Source organism: Legionella stuttgartensis (genome assembly GCF_977063405.2).
On record NZ_CDRUHA020000011.1, the window covers coordinates 674,964 to 693,263 of the forward strand.

Below are 18,300 nucleotides of genomic sequence, written 5' to 3' on the forward strand. Positions count from 1 at the left end.
AGATGAGCCCAATAAGAAAAATCATTCATATTGATATGGACTGTTTTTATGCTGCAATCGAAATGCGAGATTTTCCTGAGCTTGCCGATAAACCCATCGCGGTAGGAGGGGCGGCGGATCGAAGAGGAGTTATTGCAACGTGCAATTATGCGGCACGCGCATATGGGGTACGCTCAGCCATGCCTACAGCAAAAGCACTGAAGTTATGTCGTCACCTCATCTTACGGCCTGTACGTATGGAGGTTTATCGAAACGAAAGCCAATATATCAGATCCTTATTTGAAGAATATACCGATCTCATTGAACCTTTATCTTTGGATGAAGCCTTTCTTGATGTAACAAACTCTACCAATTGTAAAGGAAGTGCTACCTGGATGGCACAAGAGTTACGTGAGCGAATTTATCAGACACGACGACTTACCGCGAGCGCAGGAATTGCGCCGAATAAGAGCTTGGCCAAAATTGCCAGTGATTGGCATAAACCCAATGGGCAAAAGGTGATTAAGCCAGAAGAAGTGGCTTCATTTATGATTGATTTACCTGTACGCAAATTATTTGGTGTGGGGCCTAAAATGGAAAAAAAACTAAACTCTTTAAATATTAAAACATGTGGCGATGTGCAACAGCATTCAGTAGATTATTTATTTAATGAGTTTGGCGTTATGGGTCAGAGACTTTATGATTTAGCGCGTGGAGTTGATGAGCGTCCAGTTAATCCTGAGCGTATTCGAAAATCCATAAGTGTCGAAGAAACATATTTGCAGGATTTACCGGATGTGGAAGCATGTTTTGCTGCTCTGCCCGAATTAATGGCGCGTCTTGAGGTAAGAATACAGCGTATAGGGAAAATTTCAGGTATTCATAGTCTATTTGTTAAATTAAAATTTAATGATTTTCAGCAAACTACCGTTGAATGTATACACGATAAAATTGACTTAATTATTCTACAGCGGCTTATCCAAGAAGGTTTTTGCAGAAAATATATGCCCATAAGATTATTGGGTATAGGCATTAAATTAACGCAAGAAAAGACAACGGAAATGATTCAACTGCCTTTGTTCGACTTATAATTCTTATTTACAGGAGAGCTTAAAAAAGAATTCAATTCAGATTTATTGCCTAGAATAAGATGTGCTGTACCATGGGTACATATAATGAGGGCTATACTTGTTTTATAAAGAATTGGAAAAAATTAATATCAAATGTTATGAGAAAGTTTCATTTAGAAGAAGACAAAACCCCAACTCATGCTAATTTAGCACGTTTTTTGAAGGCTGAGGGGTGGAAGTCAAGTAAGTTTTCGGCGTTGGCCTCAGTGAATGAGGAATGGCTCCATTTTTCACCCCTGATTAGCCAAACCTTGGAGTATAAGCATTTGCTTGCGGCTTTTTTACAAGCCAATCATCTCGACTATTTGATGCCAGAGACTCATTATATCGATGATCAGAATTGGCCTACTGTTTTGACTCATATTAGTAATTCTCATCCTACGAACAGCCCATGGATATTAAAACCATCGATGTTAAATAATGGGCAACACATTCATATATTTAATGATTTAAACGCCATTGAATCCCATTTTCTTTCCCATCAGCGCATGGGAGGTCCCCAAGTTTTGCAACGTTATATTGTAAAGCCGCAATTAATTCAGGGGCCCACATGGGGGCATAAATTTTCTATTCGAGAACTGGTAGTGGTGTCTACACATGCCGGTTCAGCGCTTTTTCCAAGTGGCTATGTGAATATCGCATTAAAACCTTATCAAGAAGATAATTTCAACCAATTGGAAGCTCATCTGACTAATGAGCATCTTAGTGATGATCGGTATAATGTAGTTCAACGTTTAAGCGATGAGATCTCAATTTTCCAACCCTATAAAATGGATATAATTTCTAACTGCCAACTTTTAGTTCATACATTGAAAAATCAGTTTGCCCCTATTTGGCATGATAGCCAGCCTCGAATTGCATGCTTTGGTTTTGATTTTATGGTTGAAGCAGCGGGTAATAAACTTTGGCTATTGGAAGTGAATCATGGGCCTTGTTTTCCTGTTGATGATTCCCATCCTTTATTTAATGCTTTGTATCGCCCTTTCTGGCAACAATTAATCAAGCGGTTTATTGAGAGAGAACCTTCAGATTTTATTGCTTTAGATTGATTTTTTTTATTAAATTCAAACAAAGAAAAGTGGCGTGTAAGTAGTGCCCTAAAGTGTATTTTGATAGGCAATAATAAGTCATTTTTAAAATAACAGAAGGAAGATAGGCCATTACCAAATAATTGGGCTTACTGATTAAGGTCAGTTTTGCAAATGAAAGTTAGGATCGATCTGTCCCATTTTTAAGCAACGTATTTTCTTGTCGAAGTTTAGTTATCTAATAGTTCCTTTATTGTTTGAATTTTTTTTCTATTTCATCAAGCTTGTCTTGGAAGTATTGTACATTCTCAGAATTATTGTGTTTCGCCCGGGTCACTATATTACTTGCAAGACTTTTCTTTTCTTCCAAAGCGCGCGCAATGCTGTCCATAAAGCTATTTCTGCCTTTTCTTGTTTATCCTTGAACAAACCATCGAGTGGAAACTAATTTATTTTACCTATTTTCAATGGATCAAACGAACTTCTACATTATTCTTTTTACATCTCTTTCTTATAAAGTAAATGTGTTGCAGAGTTTGTTCTGGGTAAGTGGTGTATATTATATATATATCTTAATATGGCAGATACGTTATGGACGACTATTTGATAAAAACCAAACATCTCGGTTTGCGCTTACTTAGAAGAGATGATGTTAAGCATTTAAAACATATAGAACGAGATCCAAAAGTCAAAGAATTTTTTCCTGAAGGTCTCTTAAGCGATAAGGAAATAAAGGATTATATTAATGAAACCCTAGTTCTTTATGAAGAAAAGCATTTACCTTCTTGTATTATTTTTAAGTTATCTAATGAAGAGTTTGTTGGTGAGGCTTATTTTAACCAGTTAGAAACTGGAGAAATAAAAGTAGGATATCTTTTAGATCAAAAATTTTGGAATAAAGGGTATGCGACCGAAATATTAAAAGCTCTTCTGAGATGGGCAAGGGAGAATATAGATACAGATTATATAATTGCTTACGCGGATCGGAACAATACTGCTTCATTTCGGGTGATGCAAAAGTGTGGGATGAAATATTATAAAAAAGGACGGTATCTGGAGATGGATTGCTATTTTTACCGAATTCGTAATAAATAAATTTTAAATTTGGTCACTATTGTGTGGATGGGCGCAAAAAAAAGTAACCACATTTTTAATTACTTTTTCGCACATATTAAGTTGTTCTATAGTTACAAATTCATTCGGATTATGTGCTTGTTTAATATCGCCTGGTCCACAAATAACGGTGGGAATATTTGCATTTTGAATGACACTTGCCTCAGTTCCATAGGAAACCTTTAATCGCTCTTTTATTCCAGTTACTGCACGAACGACTCTAAGGATGGTTGAGTTTTCTAAAGCATGAAATCCAGGTGCATCAGAAGTTTCATCAAAATAAATCCTGGCTTCTGAATAGGCCTTTTTCATCTCAGGTAACAGCTCTTCATTGATATAATTTTCAATTTGGCTACGAAAGTTTACAATGGGAAATTGATTGATATAACGAACTTCGAGAATAAATTCACATGTGCCAGGAATGACATTTGTTGCAATTCCGCCACTGACAATATTAATCGTTATGGTACTGAATGGACAATCAAAATCATTATCAAATGGTCCATTTTCTTTTATATAATGAGCAATGGAGTTAATGTAGTTGATTAAACGACTTCCATACTCAATTGCATTACATCCTTCAAAAGCTAGAGAAGAGTGAACTGCTTTTCCCTGTATCTGACAATGATAAAGTTTTCTGGCTTTTCCACCGATAATAGGTCGCATATTAGAAGGTTCACCAACAATACAACCTTCAGGTAGAATCTGATTTTTTTTAATAAAATCAATTACATAATCTATTCCAAGGCAGCCTATTTCTTCGTCGCAGGTAAATGAAAAGTGAATGGGTTTCACTAGGTTAAATTTTTTAAACTCAGGAGTAAGCGCGAGGATCACCGCAATAAAACCTTTCATATCGCATGTGCCACGACCATAAATTTTATTATCTAATTTCGTCGCTACAAAAGGCTCGGTATTCCATATTTGTCCACCAACAGGTACTACATCAGTATGACCCGACAAAAGAATCCCTCCTTCTGTTTGCCCATTACTTGCAGGAATGGTTGCAAATAAATTAACTCTGGACTCCGCGGGGCCAGGGATAACTTGCGAAGGAATATGATGTAATTTGAACCACTCATCAATTGTTTTAATAATTTCCAAATTCGAAGTATTGGAAATAGAATTAAAACTGATGAGCTGTTCAAGCCATTGTAAAGTATCCATCGCCCTCCTTGGTCGCTCAATAAGTAAGCACAATGAGCTATAAATTACATAATAGTCAAGTCAATTAAACATTGCAATTTATCATATTTATATGAGAAATTGCGTTATAATTAATCAAATGGATTGTTATTTTATCAAGGAGGGTTTTTATGAGAAGAAATCTGCCATTTAAAAAATCTTCAGTGGCCTCAATAGGAGTTGAATTAGAACTTCAACTTATAAATCCCAATTCCTTTTCATTAATTTCTAGGGCTAAAGATCTGATTAGAAATATTAAAGCGGGGCCAAATCAAATTAGAGTAAAGCCTGAAATTACCCAAAGCATGATCGAAATCAATACCTCGATTCATCAGTCTCCACAAACTATGGAACAGGAATTAATTGAATTGCAAGCTTATTTATTAGAACAGGCTTCTGATTTGGGGATAGCGATTTGTGGTGGTGGTTCTCATCCATTTCAAACTTGGGCGATGCAAAAAATATTTCCGACTTTAAGATATAAAAAAATATCTACAAAATATCGGTTTCTATCCAAAATGGCTACGGAATTTGGCCAGCATATTCATATAGGTTGTGGGAATTCAGCGGATGCACTTTATCTAACCCATGCCCTTTCGCGGTATGTTCCCCAACTAATTGCACTATCAGCTTCTTCACCTTTTTATCAAGGCGTTAATACCCACTTTTGTTCATCTCGTTCGATTATGTTTAATGCATTTCCATTGAGTGGGTTTATGCCTTATCTAACGGATTGGAAACAATTTTCAGATTATTATTATAAAATGCGAAGCTTAGACATCATAGTAAATATGAAAGATTTTTATTGGGATATCCGGCCTAAGCCTGAATTTGGCACGGTTGAAATAAGGGTTTTTGATGCACCACTGACCATCAATAAAGCAGTTTTAATTGCAGCATATATTCAATCTGTAGCGCTTTATTTATTAGAAGAAAGACCAACTCAAGTTTGCCATGATGTATACAATCTTTACAATACTAATAGATTTGAGGCCTCTCGATATGGTTTTGATGGCACTTTTATTAATCCTTACACTAAGGATCGTAGTTTAATTATTGACGATATAATGGATACTGCAGAGACAATTCAGAAATATACAAATCAATTAGGAAATACTGAGTATGTGGGGCGATTACTTGAGGATGTAAGAAATAAAGTGAATGACACTACTTTATTATTACAAATATTTCACCAAGTGGGCTCCTTGCCTAAAGTGGTTTCAGAGCAATGTAAAATTTGGTCCAAAGAATTGAAACAACATAAATCCATATAAATTTGAGTTATTATTTGCAATAGCGATTTAGATTAAAAGAATTACAAGTTAATATCTTGAGAAATTATTTCAATCTCATCATTATTGGATTTTCTGGCAAGCACAAGAGTATATTCAGGAACTTCAAGCCATGTAGTAGTGTCCTCTGTCAAGGGTTCGGAGGCAATAATAATGCTTTTTTTGGAATCACCACCATTCATTTTATATACATCATCATAAAAGCCGTAATTTTCCCCGTAGGTATACCATAAGGAATGGTAATAAGCATGGGTAGAAGGCAATTCCGATGGTAAAGGCCAACCGTAATCAAACACAAATCGAGTTGCCGCAATGAACTCACCATTTGTAATAAATAAATTCACAGGGGAGTTTATTTTTATTTTTCTCCTTTGCCGCACATTCTGTATTATTTTTAATGTTTCAATAACAGCATTAATAATCTCTTCGGTTTCATAACTACTTGATGAATCGGGTAATTGCGATAAAAATATAGAATAAATCCATTCACTATCAGTGGTTCCATGAATATCTTCTTTATATTCAGGACGGATATATTCTAATAAATCATATCGCATCTCTTCAAAATTGCTTAATGACCCATTATGAGCAAGAACGACATTGGTGTTCGAAAAAATAAAAGGATGAACATTTTGGTTAGAGACGATTTGTTCTTCGTGATAAGAAACCCCGCGTAAATGCGCCAAAAGACAATAAGGGGAAATTTTAGAAGCAAGATTTCGTAAATTACTATCGTAAAATGGTAATTGAGGTGTCTTATATAAGTAAGGAAATTTGGGATTAGGTGATGTAGTATCCCAAGCAGCCATGCCAAATCCCGCCAAATTAAGTAAATGAGACATGTATTTGGGATTATAGCTCTGTTCTATAAATGAATTATCAGGTTTATAAAGCAATTCTTCAATTACTAGCGGTTTTCCAAGATAAGTCAATATTCTGCACATAGCATTTACCTATTGTAGTTTTCAATGTGTAATCGGATGTCTAATTTATCAATCGATTTTTTTAATGATGTAAACGAAGTACAAATTAAATTAAATAGCTTATACCAAAGCTGTGGGTAATTATTTTTAATCAATTGCAGGGCTGATTCGGGTAACTTACATAAAATCGTATGTTCGCAGGTAATATAAGTAAAATTAAATGTGGCATTATTTTCAATGCAACCGATGCTAGCAAGGAATGTTCCTGGACCAATAACAGATAATTTTGCAAGTTTGCTGTCCTTAATAATGCATGATTGAATGCCTCCATATATGACTAGATAACAACATGCACTTTTTTCTCCTTCGCTGATTAATATACTGTTTTTAGGGGCATCTAGAATAATAAAATGAGAACATAACAAAAGGGTTTCTTCTTTAGTTAATGACTTTAATGAGGGAATATTTTGAATCATGGTTTTATCAATTTCTTTCTCACCTAAAATAATTTTCTTTGGCTGATTTAATGAGTAAATCACTCGCTCAAAAAACGACAAACTAGTCATATCTGAATCAGAAATAAAAGAAGTGACCACATCATGTATTGTTTTTAAACGGTTGCAGGTTTGCTGAGCAATAACAAGAAGTAACTTATATTTTGTTTCAGGGTAATCAAGAGAAAGTAGTTCAAAATAGCTCTTGGAAATAATTAAACATAGTCCGTTACTTGTAGCTATAAAAGATGTAGGAGAAGGGCAGTGTTCATTGAGTCCAATGGTAGTTAAGAATTGTCCTGAGTGAAGTGTTTCAAGATTAGTGACTCCACGTCCCATTATTTGGGCGCTTATCAGAATTGTTCCTTTAAGAATCATATAAATTTTATTTATTTTTTCTCCTTGATGAAGGAGGACTTCTCCTGATTCGAATGGAGCTATTTGACTATGTTTCATCAGGAGCTCTAACTCATGCTGATCTAAAAAATCCCCTAAACTTTTACCTAATAGTTTATTTGGACTCTCGGTTAATTCATATTCCAGCTCAACCACATTCTTATTATTCATGTAAAATATCCTTTTCTAATAAGGTGTTTGATTTAAATCGGATCTCTTTTAATAAATTATAGACACATTGCTGTGTTTGTTTTACGTAAGAGGAATGTTACTTTAGAAAAAGATAAATGAGATTTTAAACAACCCACTTTTGATTTTTTAAAAGTAGAGTCTATACTTAAAACATAGGAGGTGTTGTGGAGAGGTCCATAAACGCCACTATTGCGAAAACCACCTTCGGGTGGTTTTTGTCATTCTTAAGACGGTAAGTTCTAATAGTCTCTCCAATAAAAAACGGCTTATGTTAGCTGAGTTATGTACTAACCTCAGCCAGCCGGTGACGACAAGCACCGAAACTACATCTTCCTTGACTCTTATTAGTTTAGTAACAATACTTAAACAGTTAGGCTTTGATTCGCTCAAAGAAATAAGGAGGTGTTTCATGGATGGAACCATTCTTGTTAATTGCCCGGAAGTAGAAACAAGGCAGATACAAACAAATATACGTCCACATGCTGGAATTTTTCTAAAACAAATAATACTTGCCTTTACCTTGTTCATGCTCATTCCATTTGCATCGGCCCAATCGTGTCGTTGGGATGGAACTGCTCCATTTTGCAGTGGTTCTTGTGGAGCAAATGAAACTGAAGTGACACGACTAGATGCAATTCCAGACTTCTGGGTGCCTCCCTTTGTTAATATGACTCCGTCATTCGGATCGAAGTGTGCAACAGGTACTAAGGCATTGTGTTGTTCAACGCCTGGCCGATCCTGCCGTTGGGATGGCACTGCACCTTTTTGCTCAGGTTCATGTAAAAGCAATGAAACGAAGTCAACGCCTCCATCTGGTACTTCAAGTGGTTCCGCATGTGTGACTGGCTCCAAGGTCTATTGTTGTACTAAATTAGGTACCTCCGGACAAATGCTTGTTGTAAAAGATTGCTCTTACGGACCCGGTACTTGCGCTTCAGGATATGTTTGGCGCGAGGCCAATTCAACTGATCATGTTTGTGTCACACCCCAAGTTCACCAAGCAACAAAAAATGACAATAAGCAGGCAGCAAAACGCCGCAATCCCAATGGAGCGTATGGACCAGATACGTGCATTCAAGGGTTTGTCTGGCGTGAGGCTTTTCCAGGTGATCATGTCTGTGTAACACCCAAAACCAGGTCTCAAGCTGCTCAGGACAATCACTGGGCAAAGATCCGTAATGCATGTCCTTAATATGTTGGGTGTTGTCGCCCAAAAAATATACAAATATAGGTTGGGTCATTTGACCCAACATTGGGAGATTGATGGATTGGTTGTTGGGGTCAAAAGACTCCGCCTACTGGTACTACCACGATTTTTCTCATTATTACGCTGTTTAGTTCAGTCTAGGCTTGTTTGATTAGTCTATAATTTAAACTACCAACACAAATTTGGAATATTCTCATGTGGTCGCAGCCTCAAAAAAATCCTTCGAAGCCAGGAGATGATCAATACGCTAAATTCATTAATAAACATCGCGAACTTAGAAATGTTATTGGTGGAGAGTTCACTGTTAATTTAGAGATGGCCCAAAAGGAATTAGCCAAGATAGAACAGGTTATTCAAATTATCGAGGATCATCAACGAAAACCGTTCGATGATCTTGAGGAGCGATTAAAAAAAGCAATGGAATATGGGAAGCTGGTAGAAAGACTGAGCGAGGAAAAACAGCGAGAGGAGGTTGCGAAGAAAAACTTGCAAAGACTTCCTTTACCATTGGAAGAAATAAAATTGCTTTCAAGCATTTTTGGCCATGAGGATGGCGGAATGCAATATTTATCTCAGGAAGATTTTCTAGCCAAATTAGAAAGTCTTTTAACGAGCAAAAATGAGAGGGACCAAAAAATTGTTGCCAAACTTGGACCTGAGGGCGGTGCAGTAGTGCAAAGTCTTATAAGTAACGTTAAAGAGGGCTTAGTCAAAACCCCATGGGATGAAATGAAAGGCATATTAGCCAAGGGAGTTAAGAATTTAGCTGATTATAACGATTGTAGCCAAATCTACAATGAAACGCTTTCTTTGCAAAGAAAATTGGATGCAGAAATCGAACAGTTATCAGGTGAAAAACCGTCTCCAAGTAGTATGGAACATCTTAAACAAAGAAAAGCAGCAATCTCAAAGTATATTCAAGAACTGGAAGCTATAAACAATGTGGAGCGTAAATATTTTACTGCTCTTACTACCACTACAGGCAGGAAAATAACTACTCTAGAAAGGGATCTAAAAGCGCTCGATGTCACTATAAAGCAATGTAAGAAAGATATTAAGGAAGATAAAAAACATGAGAAATCTGCTAAATTTGGCATCATGCGACTTGAGGGGCTTGAACTATCCCAAAAAGTATTATCATCCCTTGCAAAAAAAGGAAAACTGGAGCAAGCCATTCAAGAGATAGATGACGCGTTAGCTTCCAGTCAAAATGTCAAACCTTTTGATGATCTGTTAAAAAGGCTAGATAAGGAAAGCTCCAAGCAAGAGGATCATAAAGTTTTGGTCATGCCTGATAGTCCCTTGAGGAGTCAAAAAGAAGATAAACAAAGAAAATTTGAACAAAATCAACGAGAAATAGCAAAATTAATGGCTTCATTGGATGCAATAAAAATTGAAGGTAAAATTATTACTAAAGAAGAGCGAGAAAAGTGGGAAAAAATAGAGAAAAAAATAGATAAACTAATGTATGAAAATGATGCGCTTAAACCAGATAGTCCTCGAGTAAATGAAGAAGTAATTTATAATTTAAAACAAAGTATGCGAATGACATTAGCTCTAAGTGAGGGGAAAGATAAAAAAACTAAAGAAAGAGCGACTTCGTACTTTAAAAATATAAAACAAACAATAAAAGAGATGAGAGAAGAAGACGAAAAAATTGAGCGGGATGATAGTTATTCTTTAAAATGAAAAGTGAAGTTTGAGTCATGGAGTTCAGAATGAGTCGTACACAAGGGAATTGGTATGAAAAAAAAGCTTTTCGAAAACAAAATTATAATATTAGGATTTGGTTGTATAGGCCAAGCCTTATTACCTTTACTTACAAGTAAACTGGGTATTCCTTCTTCTAACATTTCAATAATTACTAATGAAAATTCTTCAATTCTCATAGCAAAGGAATTTTCAGTGAATATTTTTATACATAATATTAATCAAAACAATTATAAAACTTTGATTGGCTCTTTACTCACCTTTGAAGACCTTGTAATTGATGTTTCAATAGGTATTTCTACTGCTTCCCTTATTAAATTATGTAATGAACATCATGCGTTATATATCAATGCTTCCATTGAAGAATGGGGAGAGAGTATTTTTGAGAAAAACGATCCCGAAACATGGACTAATTATTGGTTACGAGAAAAAATTCTGGGTTTAAGAGAAACAATAAAAAAAACAAGTGTACTAACTCATGGGGCTAACCCTGGTCTTGTTTCTCACTTTGTAAAACAAGCTTTATTAAATATTGCAAAAGATAATTCGCTTCAAATTTCTCCTCCCCAAAATAGATTTGAATGGGCTTCTCTTGCAAAAACACTAAACATTAAAAGTGTCCATATTGCAGAACATGATACTCAAGTTGCGACTTCATTTAAAAAATGGGATGAGTTTGTGAATACGTGGTCGATTAAAGGATTTATTGAAGAAATCAAACAACCCATTGAAATAGGGTGGGGTACTCATGAGCGACACGTTCCACAGGGCGCTAAGTTTCATTCTCAAGGAGCGAAATCCAGTATCTATATAGAATGTCCTAGTGCGAGCATGAAAGTTCGGTCATGGACTCCAAGTTTTGGGGCCTATCATGGATATTTAATTACTCATCCTGAAAATACCTCAATTGCGAATTATTTAACCTTGGAAAAAGACAATAGAGTCTTATATCGACCCACGGTACTGTATTCCTATTGTCCCTGTCCTGATGCACTTCTTTCGTTACACGAACTTCAAGGAAATGAATGGATTCCTCAAAAAAATAGCCGATTGATTGTAGATGAAATAGCAGAAGGCATTGATGAGCTTGGTGTATTATTAATGGGGAATTCTAAAGGTGTCTATTGGTATGGATCTACTCTGTCAATAGAAGAATCACGCAAACTGGTTGCTCATAATAATGCTACAAGTTTACAAGTTGTTGCTGGATTAATTAGCGGAATTATTTGGGCCATTCAGCATCCTAATGAAGGCTTAGTTGAACCAGATGAATTACCTTATGATGAAATTTTAAAGAATGCCGTACCTTACCTAGGTAAAGTACAGGGGCATTATTCAAAATGGAGCCCTTTAAATAATAGAAAAGAATTATATCACGAAGATTTAGATGAGGCTGATCCATGGCAATTTGTAAATATGCAAGTTAAATAAAAACCTTTAATATTGAATCATACTTTTTGAAATGATCTATTTTCAGTGACCTAAATCTCCCTTGTTAATGGTCAACGATTCATTATCAACAGGAATAATAGAACGCTCATCACTTACATTCCAAATATTGGCATCATTAGGAGGAAAGAGTCTAAATTCATTTTTATAAATTTTGCTTGAAGGGAAACTCGGTTTCTTGCCAAACTTATCAGAAATGGGGATTGGAGAAATACAAATATAATAAACAAGAGAAGACATAATTCTTAAGGTATTTGTATTGATATTGTTTATATATAAATTTGGATAAGAACTTTGAAGGATTTCATGCGTAGTCCATTTATTTAACGGAAGAGAAATTGAAATAAATTTATCTGCATTTAATAAAAAACAGAGTTCATGGTAGTCTTTTTCATTATCCCATTGCAAATGAAACCAAAAGCCTAACAATGGATTATTGTTCCAATACAGCTCAGGAGTTTCAATATAAATAGACCATTCTGGAAGCTGGTAAAATTTCGTTTTATCCGGTGTGCTGGTATTCATTTCACCCAGTTTTTTATATAAATTTGAATCAAAGCGATAAATGCCCTGAGTATAACGCCATGTTCCAATTGCTGCCAAATACATCGCCTCTCGGGATTGCTCTAAATCAAGGCTGGAAGTGTTATATTCTTGAGCCACTATTGCTTTCCATGCATTTATAGGTAGAAAGCACCAAGAGGGCCATTCTTCTTTAAAGTAATTAATTGTTCTGTATTTGTTAACAAGATTCCAGGCATTAGGAAATTCATGAGATAATGTGACTAAATGGTCTTGAGGTTTCATAATTACTAATCCTTATTCATTAAACCAAACTTGTACCAAGTACGAATTTTGGTTTGAATGAAACCATATCATATTGAGAAATTAGGGTTTGAACTTATGTCCTTAATTCATATCAAAGTTGATTAAAGGGGATAAATCAGAGATTAGAATTGTTTATAATTATTTTATTTAACGCCAATATCTATAAGTATTCATTTTTTTCTTTGATTAGGAACTAACATTCGTTACGGCTCTATTTAAATTATAGCTTAAACTTTAAATTTATATTTGTGACTATAATTTAATAGGATTTCTATTTTTTTATTGCACTGCAACAAAGTAAATATATATATCAATTTGTTTTCTTAAGCTAAAAGATTTTATTTAATATTCAGGGAAATAATTATGGATAACTTAAGATTATGGTTTCAAAAATTTTCATCTTTTATTAGCGAAGTATCAGGAAGCTTAGTAGCTTTTATTACGGCCTTTTTACTTATAATTGTGTGGTTAATAACAGGTCCTATTTTTAAATTCTCAGATACTTGGCAACTCGTCATCAATACAGGGACAACTATTATTACCTTTTTAATGGTTTTTTTAATTCAACATACTCAAAATCGTGATAATAAAATAATAAATTTAAAATTAGATGAGTTAATAAAATCTCATCCTCCGGCGGATAATCATGCTCTTGATTTAGAAAAATTGACTGATGAAGAGCTACAATTTCTAGAAAAAAAATATAAAAAAATTTGCGGAGAAATTTTAAAAAAATAAACTCCTTTATTTCTGGGATTAAGGTAATAAGGGGAGGATGGTATCTTCCCCCAATAACTCAATTATCGCTTCCCATTACTTAATTTTTTTCCAGCTATTCAAATGAGCTATAATCGCTTTATTAAATTCGGGTATATCATCTGGGTTTCTACTTGTAATTAAATTTCCATCCTTAACTACAGCTTCATCGACCCATATTCCGCCAGCATTAATTAAATCAGTCTTCACGGAAGGCCAAGAAGTAAGACGTTTATTTTTAACTGCCATGGCATTAATAAGAAGCCATGGTCCATGACAAATAGCAGCAATAGTTTTTTGTTGAGCATTAATTTTTTTAGTAAATTCTACAGCTTCTGGCAAGGTACGTAATGTATCGGGGTTCATTACCCCTCCCGGTAAAAGTAATGCATCGTATTCATGTGGGTCGGCATTTTTTAAGAGTATATCTACATCAAAAAAATCTGCTTTATCTGAATGGTTCCAGCCCTGAACTTTTTGTTTATTTGAAATGAGAACAGTTTGAGCTCCTTGAGTTTCCAATGCTTCTCTAGGCTTTACCATTTCTACTTGTTCAAAACCATCTGTTAATAAAATAGCGATTTTAAGTCCATTAAGTGAGTTCATGATTAATCATCCTTAAAAGTAACGAATTTAATAAAGAATAGTAGGCTTTATGATTTTTGTAACTTAAGGTAAATAGTAAAATTTAGAGTTCGAATATAGATGACTAATAGCTATCGAAGTCATTTGATCCATGTTCTGCATAATTGGACGCGTATCTTATTGTTGAGTTAGCGCGCCAGAATCTAGGATTTAGTTTTTATATTTTAGAATTTCTATGAGTATTTAACTTTTTTGCAGACATCGTCAGATGCTTCTTCAGTTATATCACCGATATGTTTAATGTGCGTACCCTCGGGATGTCTTTCTGTTCACTTTTTTTCATTGAAAACTCCTTTTTTCATAATCTTTTAATATTAGTAGAAAATGGTAAAAGTAAAAGTTTTATATTGTTTTTAGATTAGGGGAAAAAGATAATACTTGTAAAAAAAGCTACCCACTTCACAAAAGAAATGGGTAGTCTTAAATTATATTTTTTCATTAGGTATATTTTGTGGGGGCACATTCATGGTGACCTCTTCTTTTCTACAACGCATACCATAACATGCTCCGATGCAGCTGGAAAACGCGCCTATAAAAAAGAGAATAAAAAGAACCCAACCACTCCAAGCTAAATGTTTTGCTTGTACGGATACACCAGGGGCATTGTTATTGTTCTCTCCAGCAACTACTTTATTTCCTACTGCTGAATTAGTAACTTCTATTGGTGCGAAAGAAGGACTTAGACTATTTTCATAGGATGAAAGATAACTTGTTGTAGGACCAATCAGTAAGATACTCAATATTAAAGCAATACTCCAGGTTATAAAACCATAAAGCACGCCACCATGGCAATAACAATGATAAAATCGGCCTATATATCCCGCTACAAATCCAGCGGTTCCCATTGCAGCAATCACCCCAATGATCAAACCAATTACACCACCTATAGCAATTACAGCAGCACCATTTGGAGATGAACTGTAGGCACTCAAGCCAATTGCCACTCCAAAGAGATTGAGTAGAAAACCAAGTCCTACTCCTACAAATGCACCAGCGACAATTGCGGTCCAACAAATATGAGTAGAAGTAGTTTTACAGCACCCTGATGTTTTTATTAGTGTTTCAGTATGCATGATAATTTCCTTTTTAAAGATGAGAGATAAGCCAAATTAATATAAGAATGCTCACTGGTATACCTAACAACCATCCAATAATATAACCCATTGTTTTCTCCTTAATGATTTAAATACAACTTACTCATGCAAATTAAGTATAAATCTTATTTTTTTTCCTGGGACATTTCCGTTTTTTTATCAGAGGCTGTATGTTGAGACGCGTTTCTAGAGGTATTGTTCTTGGATAAATTTGAGCTGGAGCTCGATGCTTTTTTTCTTAAATGAGAAGTGCTTTTAGCAGATGCTCTAGATGGCGAAGAGCGAGACATTTCTTTGCTGGCTGTAGAAGCGTAAGCTTGAGTTTGTTTCATTATATCTTGCGTTTTTTCACGAGCTTCTTGAGATATATTTTCCCACGAATGTCCCCAAATATTAAATAATTGATGCATGTAATCGAGACTATGGTGAGAATTCTCGATAAAAACTTGAACACTTTTTTCTAACAAAACTTGAGGATTATTCATTTGAAAATCTTCTGGTCTTAAATAAGAAAATTTTTGAAATGTTTCATTATTTAATTCTGCAATTTGTTGTAATGGCTGATTCAGTTTATTAAATGAATTCGATTTAAATTGTTGCATAATACGCTCCTTGTTGCATTGCACAATTTTATAATAGTGCATTATGGAGCAAAGTCAAAGAGAGGCTAACCCCTAGATGCTAGGGTAAACAGTAGTTTTATAGGCATGATGAAAAATAGATTACCTAATTATTTTTTACTCACGAATTTCTTGTTTTCTATAAATGATAAAATTACTTTCATTCCATATTCAATAACGCTTAATTTACTTAAAGAAACTGGAACTTTACTTCTTGTAATTTTGGAAAGAATAAATTGAAAGAGTTTTATTTTAAGATAGTTTAATAAAAATCGATATAACATGGTTTTCTCTAAAAAGCATAGACCATCCTATGATGGCCTGTATAATACTTGTATTTTTAATATAGTATAAGATTTAAAATTATCCAATTTACCTAATCATGAACCTTTGTGATTATCTAAATGTTTTAGATTGAAGTACTCGAATCCTCTCTATATTATTAATTTTTATTCTCTAGGTTTTCATTAGTTTTTCCAATTTTATTTAGTATGCTTTTGTTTTGAAAAAAATAGGTTCTTGTTTTCTCAAAACTCATGTTTTTTAAATTAAAAGAAAGATATCGAATTAAAACCAGCAATAAACCTATATTTAAAAATATAATAAGTAGTAGAGCAAGAACAGGACGATTAGAAATTAAAAACAAGGAATATCCTATTAATGTTGTAATTGATAACCAAACGGTCATTAATACAATAAAAAGCATGAATATAGTGAGCAATAGTGGAACAATAGATAATTTGGCGAGTTGCGCCTCCAGGCAAACTAAAGAGTAGGCTGTTTTATAAACAGATATTTTTGCCAATATAAGTTTTTTTAGCTGTTGTAAAAATTCCATTTTTCAGAGCTCGATTAAGTCTATTTCAAATTATTAAAACATAGTTTATTGGTTGTATTAATCCAAGCTTAAATTTAAAGTTTAGGGATTGTCTTAGGAAATCTAGGTATATTACCTAATATCAATCAAGCTAAGTTGGTCCATAGATTTAGATTAGAAAGATAAATTAATCCTATTCCTCCAACTAACCCAAATGACTCCTCTGAACTTGTTTTTTTGACTAAGCAATTCTAAATGCACATTAATTTTCTGTTAAAAGTATAACTAATTAGAAAGTCTGGATTAAAACTTTCATATTGTTGGCCACCGGAATTTGCTCGATCACTTAATTCAGGAGTATTTACTTGAGTTCCCTCACCAATTATTTGTTTGAAATCCTCCCTCTATAAGGAGTTTATTAGGAGGAACTGTACATGCACTATCTGAAAAGGACGGTCTGTTAATTAAAGTGAGTAACATGGTCTTACCCCGACAAGGAGCGCCCGCGAAAAGAGGGAAAGAACAAAGTAAAAGCACAACACTCCATTTAAATTTACTTTTTTATTCATAATTTTGAATCATTTAAAATAATATAATTCAATAACATATTTGCTCTTTTTAGAATTAGGGGATTTAAGATGTACCCTAGATGAAAAATTAAATGAAGTTATAGTCTCTACCCATTCACTATCACTCCTCCATTAGGATGTAGGATTTGCCCCGTCATATAAGATGAATCTTCAGAGGCAAGGTATAAATATGCGGGCGCAATTTCATAAGGATGAGCAGCGCGTTTCATAGGAACTTGCTCTCCAAAATGACTCACTTCATCTGCTTCAAAACTAGAGGGTATTAATGGGGTCCATACAGGGCCTGGGGCCACTCCATTCACTCGAATCCCTTTTTTCACTAAATTTTGCGAAAGTGAGCGGGTAAAGGCAACTAATGCTCCTTTTGTTGAAGCATAATCAATTAAGTGATCATTTCCTTTATAAGCGGTGACCGAAGTGGTGTTTATAATTCCACAGCCTTTTTTAAGATGGGGTAAAAAAACTTTAGTCATATAAAAGCAAGAAAAGAAATTGGTTTTAAACGTGTTTTCCATTTGCTCACAACTAATTTCTTCTAGACTATCTTGAGGATATTGAATTGCAATATTATTAATAAGAACATCAATTGACCCACATTCCTTTATAAATATTTTACTCAGTTCTTCACATGCTGAATACTCTTGTAAGTCGCCATGATTTAACCAACATTTTTGTCCTATTTCCTCTATAATTTTTTTGGTATTTTTTGCTTCATCATGTTCATTTGTAGACAGTGCTAATAACCCGCTAGTAAATGGCGCAGGCCATCAATAAAGTTTCACCAGAAAATACCCCAAGAAGTTTACAAAAAGACCAAGACAGAAAACTCATCTAAAATAAAGGGACTAATGA

The 18,300-nt window shown here is 34.4% G+C and carries 18 protein-coding genes; 8 read left to right on the forward strand and 10 right to left on the reverse strand.

Features of this window, described 5'->3' with window-relative positions; translation table 11 throughout:
• Window positions 1-2 precede the first annotated feature (2 nt).
• The gene (gene dinB, locus ACWTEW_RS05220) at window positions 3-1,070 is read left to right on the forward strand and encodes a DNA polymerase IV (RefSeq protein ID WP_454780704.1); all 1,068 of its coding nucleotides are present in this window, start codon (window positions 3-5) and stop codon (window positions 1,068-1,070) included.
• A gap of 137 nt (window positions 1,071-1,207) precedes the next feature.
• Window positions 1,208-2,158, forward strand: coding sequence for an ATP-grasp domain-containing protein (locus ACWTEW_RS05225; RefSeq protein WP_454780705.1), 951 nt, complete (start codon window positions 1,208-1,210; stop codon window positions 2,156-2,158).
• 229 nt (window positions 2,159-2,387) lie between these two features.
• Here ACWTEW_RS05225 and ACWTEW_RS05230 read toward each other — a convergent pair whose 3' ends face one another.
• Window positions 2,388-2,528, reverse strand: coding sequence for a hypothetical protein (locus ACWTEW_RS05230; RefSeq protein ID WP_454780706.1), 141 nt, complete (start codon window positions 2,526-2,528; stop codon window positions 2,388-2,390).
• A 200-nt stretch (window positions 2,529-2,728) separates the two neighbouring features.
• On the opposite strand from ACWTEW_RS05230, the gene ACWTEW_RS05235 reads away from it, so the two are divergent.
• Window positions 2,729-3,232: a GNAT family N-acetyltransferase gene (locus ACWTEW_RS05235; RefSeq protein WP_454780707.1), complete on the forward strand. Its 504-nt coding sequence runs from the start codon at window positions 2,729-2,731 to the stop codon at window positions 3,230-3,232.
• A 3-nt stretch (window positions 3,233-3,235) separates the two neighbouring features.
• On the opposite strand, the gene argE is transcribed toward ACWTEW_RS05235, so the two are convergent.
• Window positions 3,236-4,417, reverse strand: coding sequence for an acetylornithine deacetylase (argE, locus tag ACWTEW_RS05240; RefSeq protein WP_454780708.1), 1,182 nt, complete (start codon window positions 4,415-4,417; stop codon window positions 3,236-3,238).
• A gap of 149 nt (window positions 4,418-4,566) precedes the next feature.
• On the opposite strand from argE, the gene ACWTEW_RS05245 reads away from it, so the two are divergent.
• Window positions 4,567-5,709 carry a YbdK family carboxylate-amine ligase gene (locus ACWTEW_RS05245; protein ID WP_454780709.1) on the forward strand — a complete coding sequence of 381 codons (1,143 nt, stop codon included), beginning with the start codon at window positions 4,567-4,569 and terminating at the stop codon, window positions 5,707-5,709.
• 41 nt (window positions 5,710-5,750) lie between these two features.
• On the opposite strand, the gene ACWTEW_RS05250 is transcribed toward ACWTEW_RS05245, so the two are convergent.
• Window positions 5,751-6,671: a class II glutamine amidotransferase gene (locus ACWTEW_RS05250; RefSeq protein WP_454780710.1), complete on the reverse strand. Its 921-nt coding sequence runs from the start codon at window positions 6,669-6,671 to the stop codon at window positions 5,751-5,753.
• Window positions 6,672-6,676: 5 nt separating this feature from the next.
• Complete coding sequence (locus ACWTEW_RS05255; protein WP_454780711.1) at window positions 6,677-7,711, reverse strand: cyclic nucleotide-binding domain-containing protein; 1,035 nt, start codon at window positions 7,709-7,711, stop codon at window positions 6,677-6,679.
• A gap of 430 nt (window positions 7,712-8,141) precedes the next feature.
• On the opposite strand from ACWTEW_RS05255, the gene ACWTEW_RS05260 reads away from it, so the two are divergent.
• From ACWTEW_RS05260 to ACWTEW_RS05270, 3 genes are all read left to right on the forward strand, one after another.
• Entirely contained in the window at window positions 8,142-8,924 is a 783-nt protein-coding gene (locus ACWTEW_RS05260) for a hypothetical protein (protein ID WP_454780712.1), read from the forward strand.
• A gap of 210 nt (window positions 8,925-9,134) precedes the next feature.
• Complete coding sequence (locus tag ACWTEW_RS05265; RefSeq protein WP_454780713.1) at window positions 9,135-10,628, forward strand: hypothetical protein; 1,494 nt, start codon at window positions 9,135-9,137, stop codon at window positions 10,626-10,628.
• A gap of 54 nt (window positions 10,629-10,682) precedes the next feature.
• Window positions 10,683-12,080 (forward strand): saccharopine dehydrogenase C-terminal domain-containing protein, encoded by a 1,398-nt coding sequence (locus tag ACWTEW_RS05270; RefSeq protein ID WP_454780714.1) that lies wholly within the window; start codon window positions 10,683-10,685, stop codon window positions 12,078-12,080.
• Between the two features lie 42 nt (window positions 12,081-12,122).
• On the opposite strand, the gene ACWTEW_RS05275 is transcribed toward ACWTEW_RS05270, so the two are convergent.
• Window positions 12,123-12,905, reverse strand: a complete 783-nt coding sequence (locus tag ACWTEW_RS05275) for an AcrVA2 family anti-CRISPR protein (RefSeq protein ID WP_454780715.1) — start codon at window positions 12,903-12,905, stop codon at window positions 12,123-12,125.
• A 384-nt stretch (window positions 12,906-13,289) separates the two neighbouring features.
• On the opposite strand from ACWTEW_RS05275, the gene ACWTEW_RS05280 reads away from it, so the two are divergent.
• Window positions 13,290-13,664 carry a low affinity iron permease family protein gene (locus ACWTEW_RS05280; protein ID WP_454780716.1) on the forward strand — a complete coding sequence of 125 codons (375 nt, stop codon included), beginning with the start codon at window positions 13,290-13,292 and terminating at the stop codon, window positions 13,662-13,664.
• A 75-nt stretch (window positions 13,665-13,739) separates the two neighbouring features.
• On the opposite strand, the gene ACWTEW_RS05285 is transcribed toward ACWTEW_RS05280, so the two are convergent.
• The 5 genes from ACWTEW_RS05285 to ACWTEW_RS05305 form a co-directional block, all read right to left on the reverse strand.
• A complete protein-coding gene (locus tag ACWTEW_RS05285) occupies window positions 13,740-14,288 on the reverse strand; it encodes a type 1 glutamine amidotransferase domain-containing protein (RefSeq protein ID WP_454780717.1) in 549 nt (182 codons plus the stop codon).
• Window positions 14,289-14,752: 464 nt separating this feature from the next.
• Window positions 14,753-15,400 (reverse strand): hypothetical protein, encoded by a 648-nt coding sequence (locus ACWTEW_RS05290; RefSeq protein ID WP_454780718.1) that lies wholly within the window; start codon window positions 15,398-15,400, stop codon window positions 14,753-14,755.
• Window positions 15,401-15,546: 146 nt separating this feature from the next.
• Window positions 15,547-16,023 (reverse strand): hypothetical protein, encoded by a 477-nt coding sequence (locus tag ACWTEW_RS05295; protein ID WP_454780719.1) that lies wholly within the window; start codon window positions 16,021-16,023, stop codon window positions 15,547-15,549.
• A 460-nt stretch (window positions 16,024-16,483) separates the two neighbouring features.
• The gene (locus tag ACWTEW_RS05300; protein ID WP_454780720.1) at window positions 16,484-16,879 is read right to left on the reverse strand and encodes a hypothetical protein; all 396 of its coding nucleotides are present in this window, start codon (window positions 16,877-16,879) and stop codon (window positions 16,484-16,486) included.
• Between the two features lie 655 nt (window positions 16,880-17,534).
• Complete coding sequence (locus ACWTEW_RS05305) at window positions 17,535-18,182, reverse strand: SDR family oxidoreductase (RefSeq protein ID WP_454780734.1); 648 nt, start codon at window positions 18,180-18,182, stop codon at window positions 17,535-17,537.
• Window positions 18,183-18,300 lie beyond the last annotated feature (118 nt).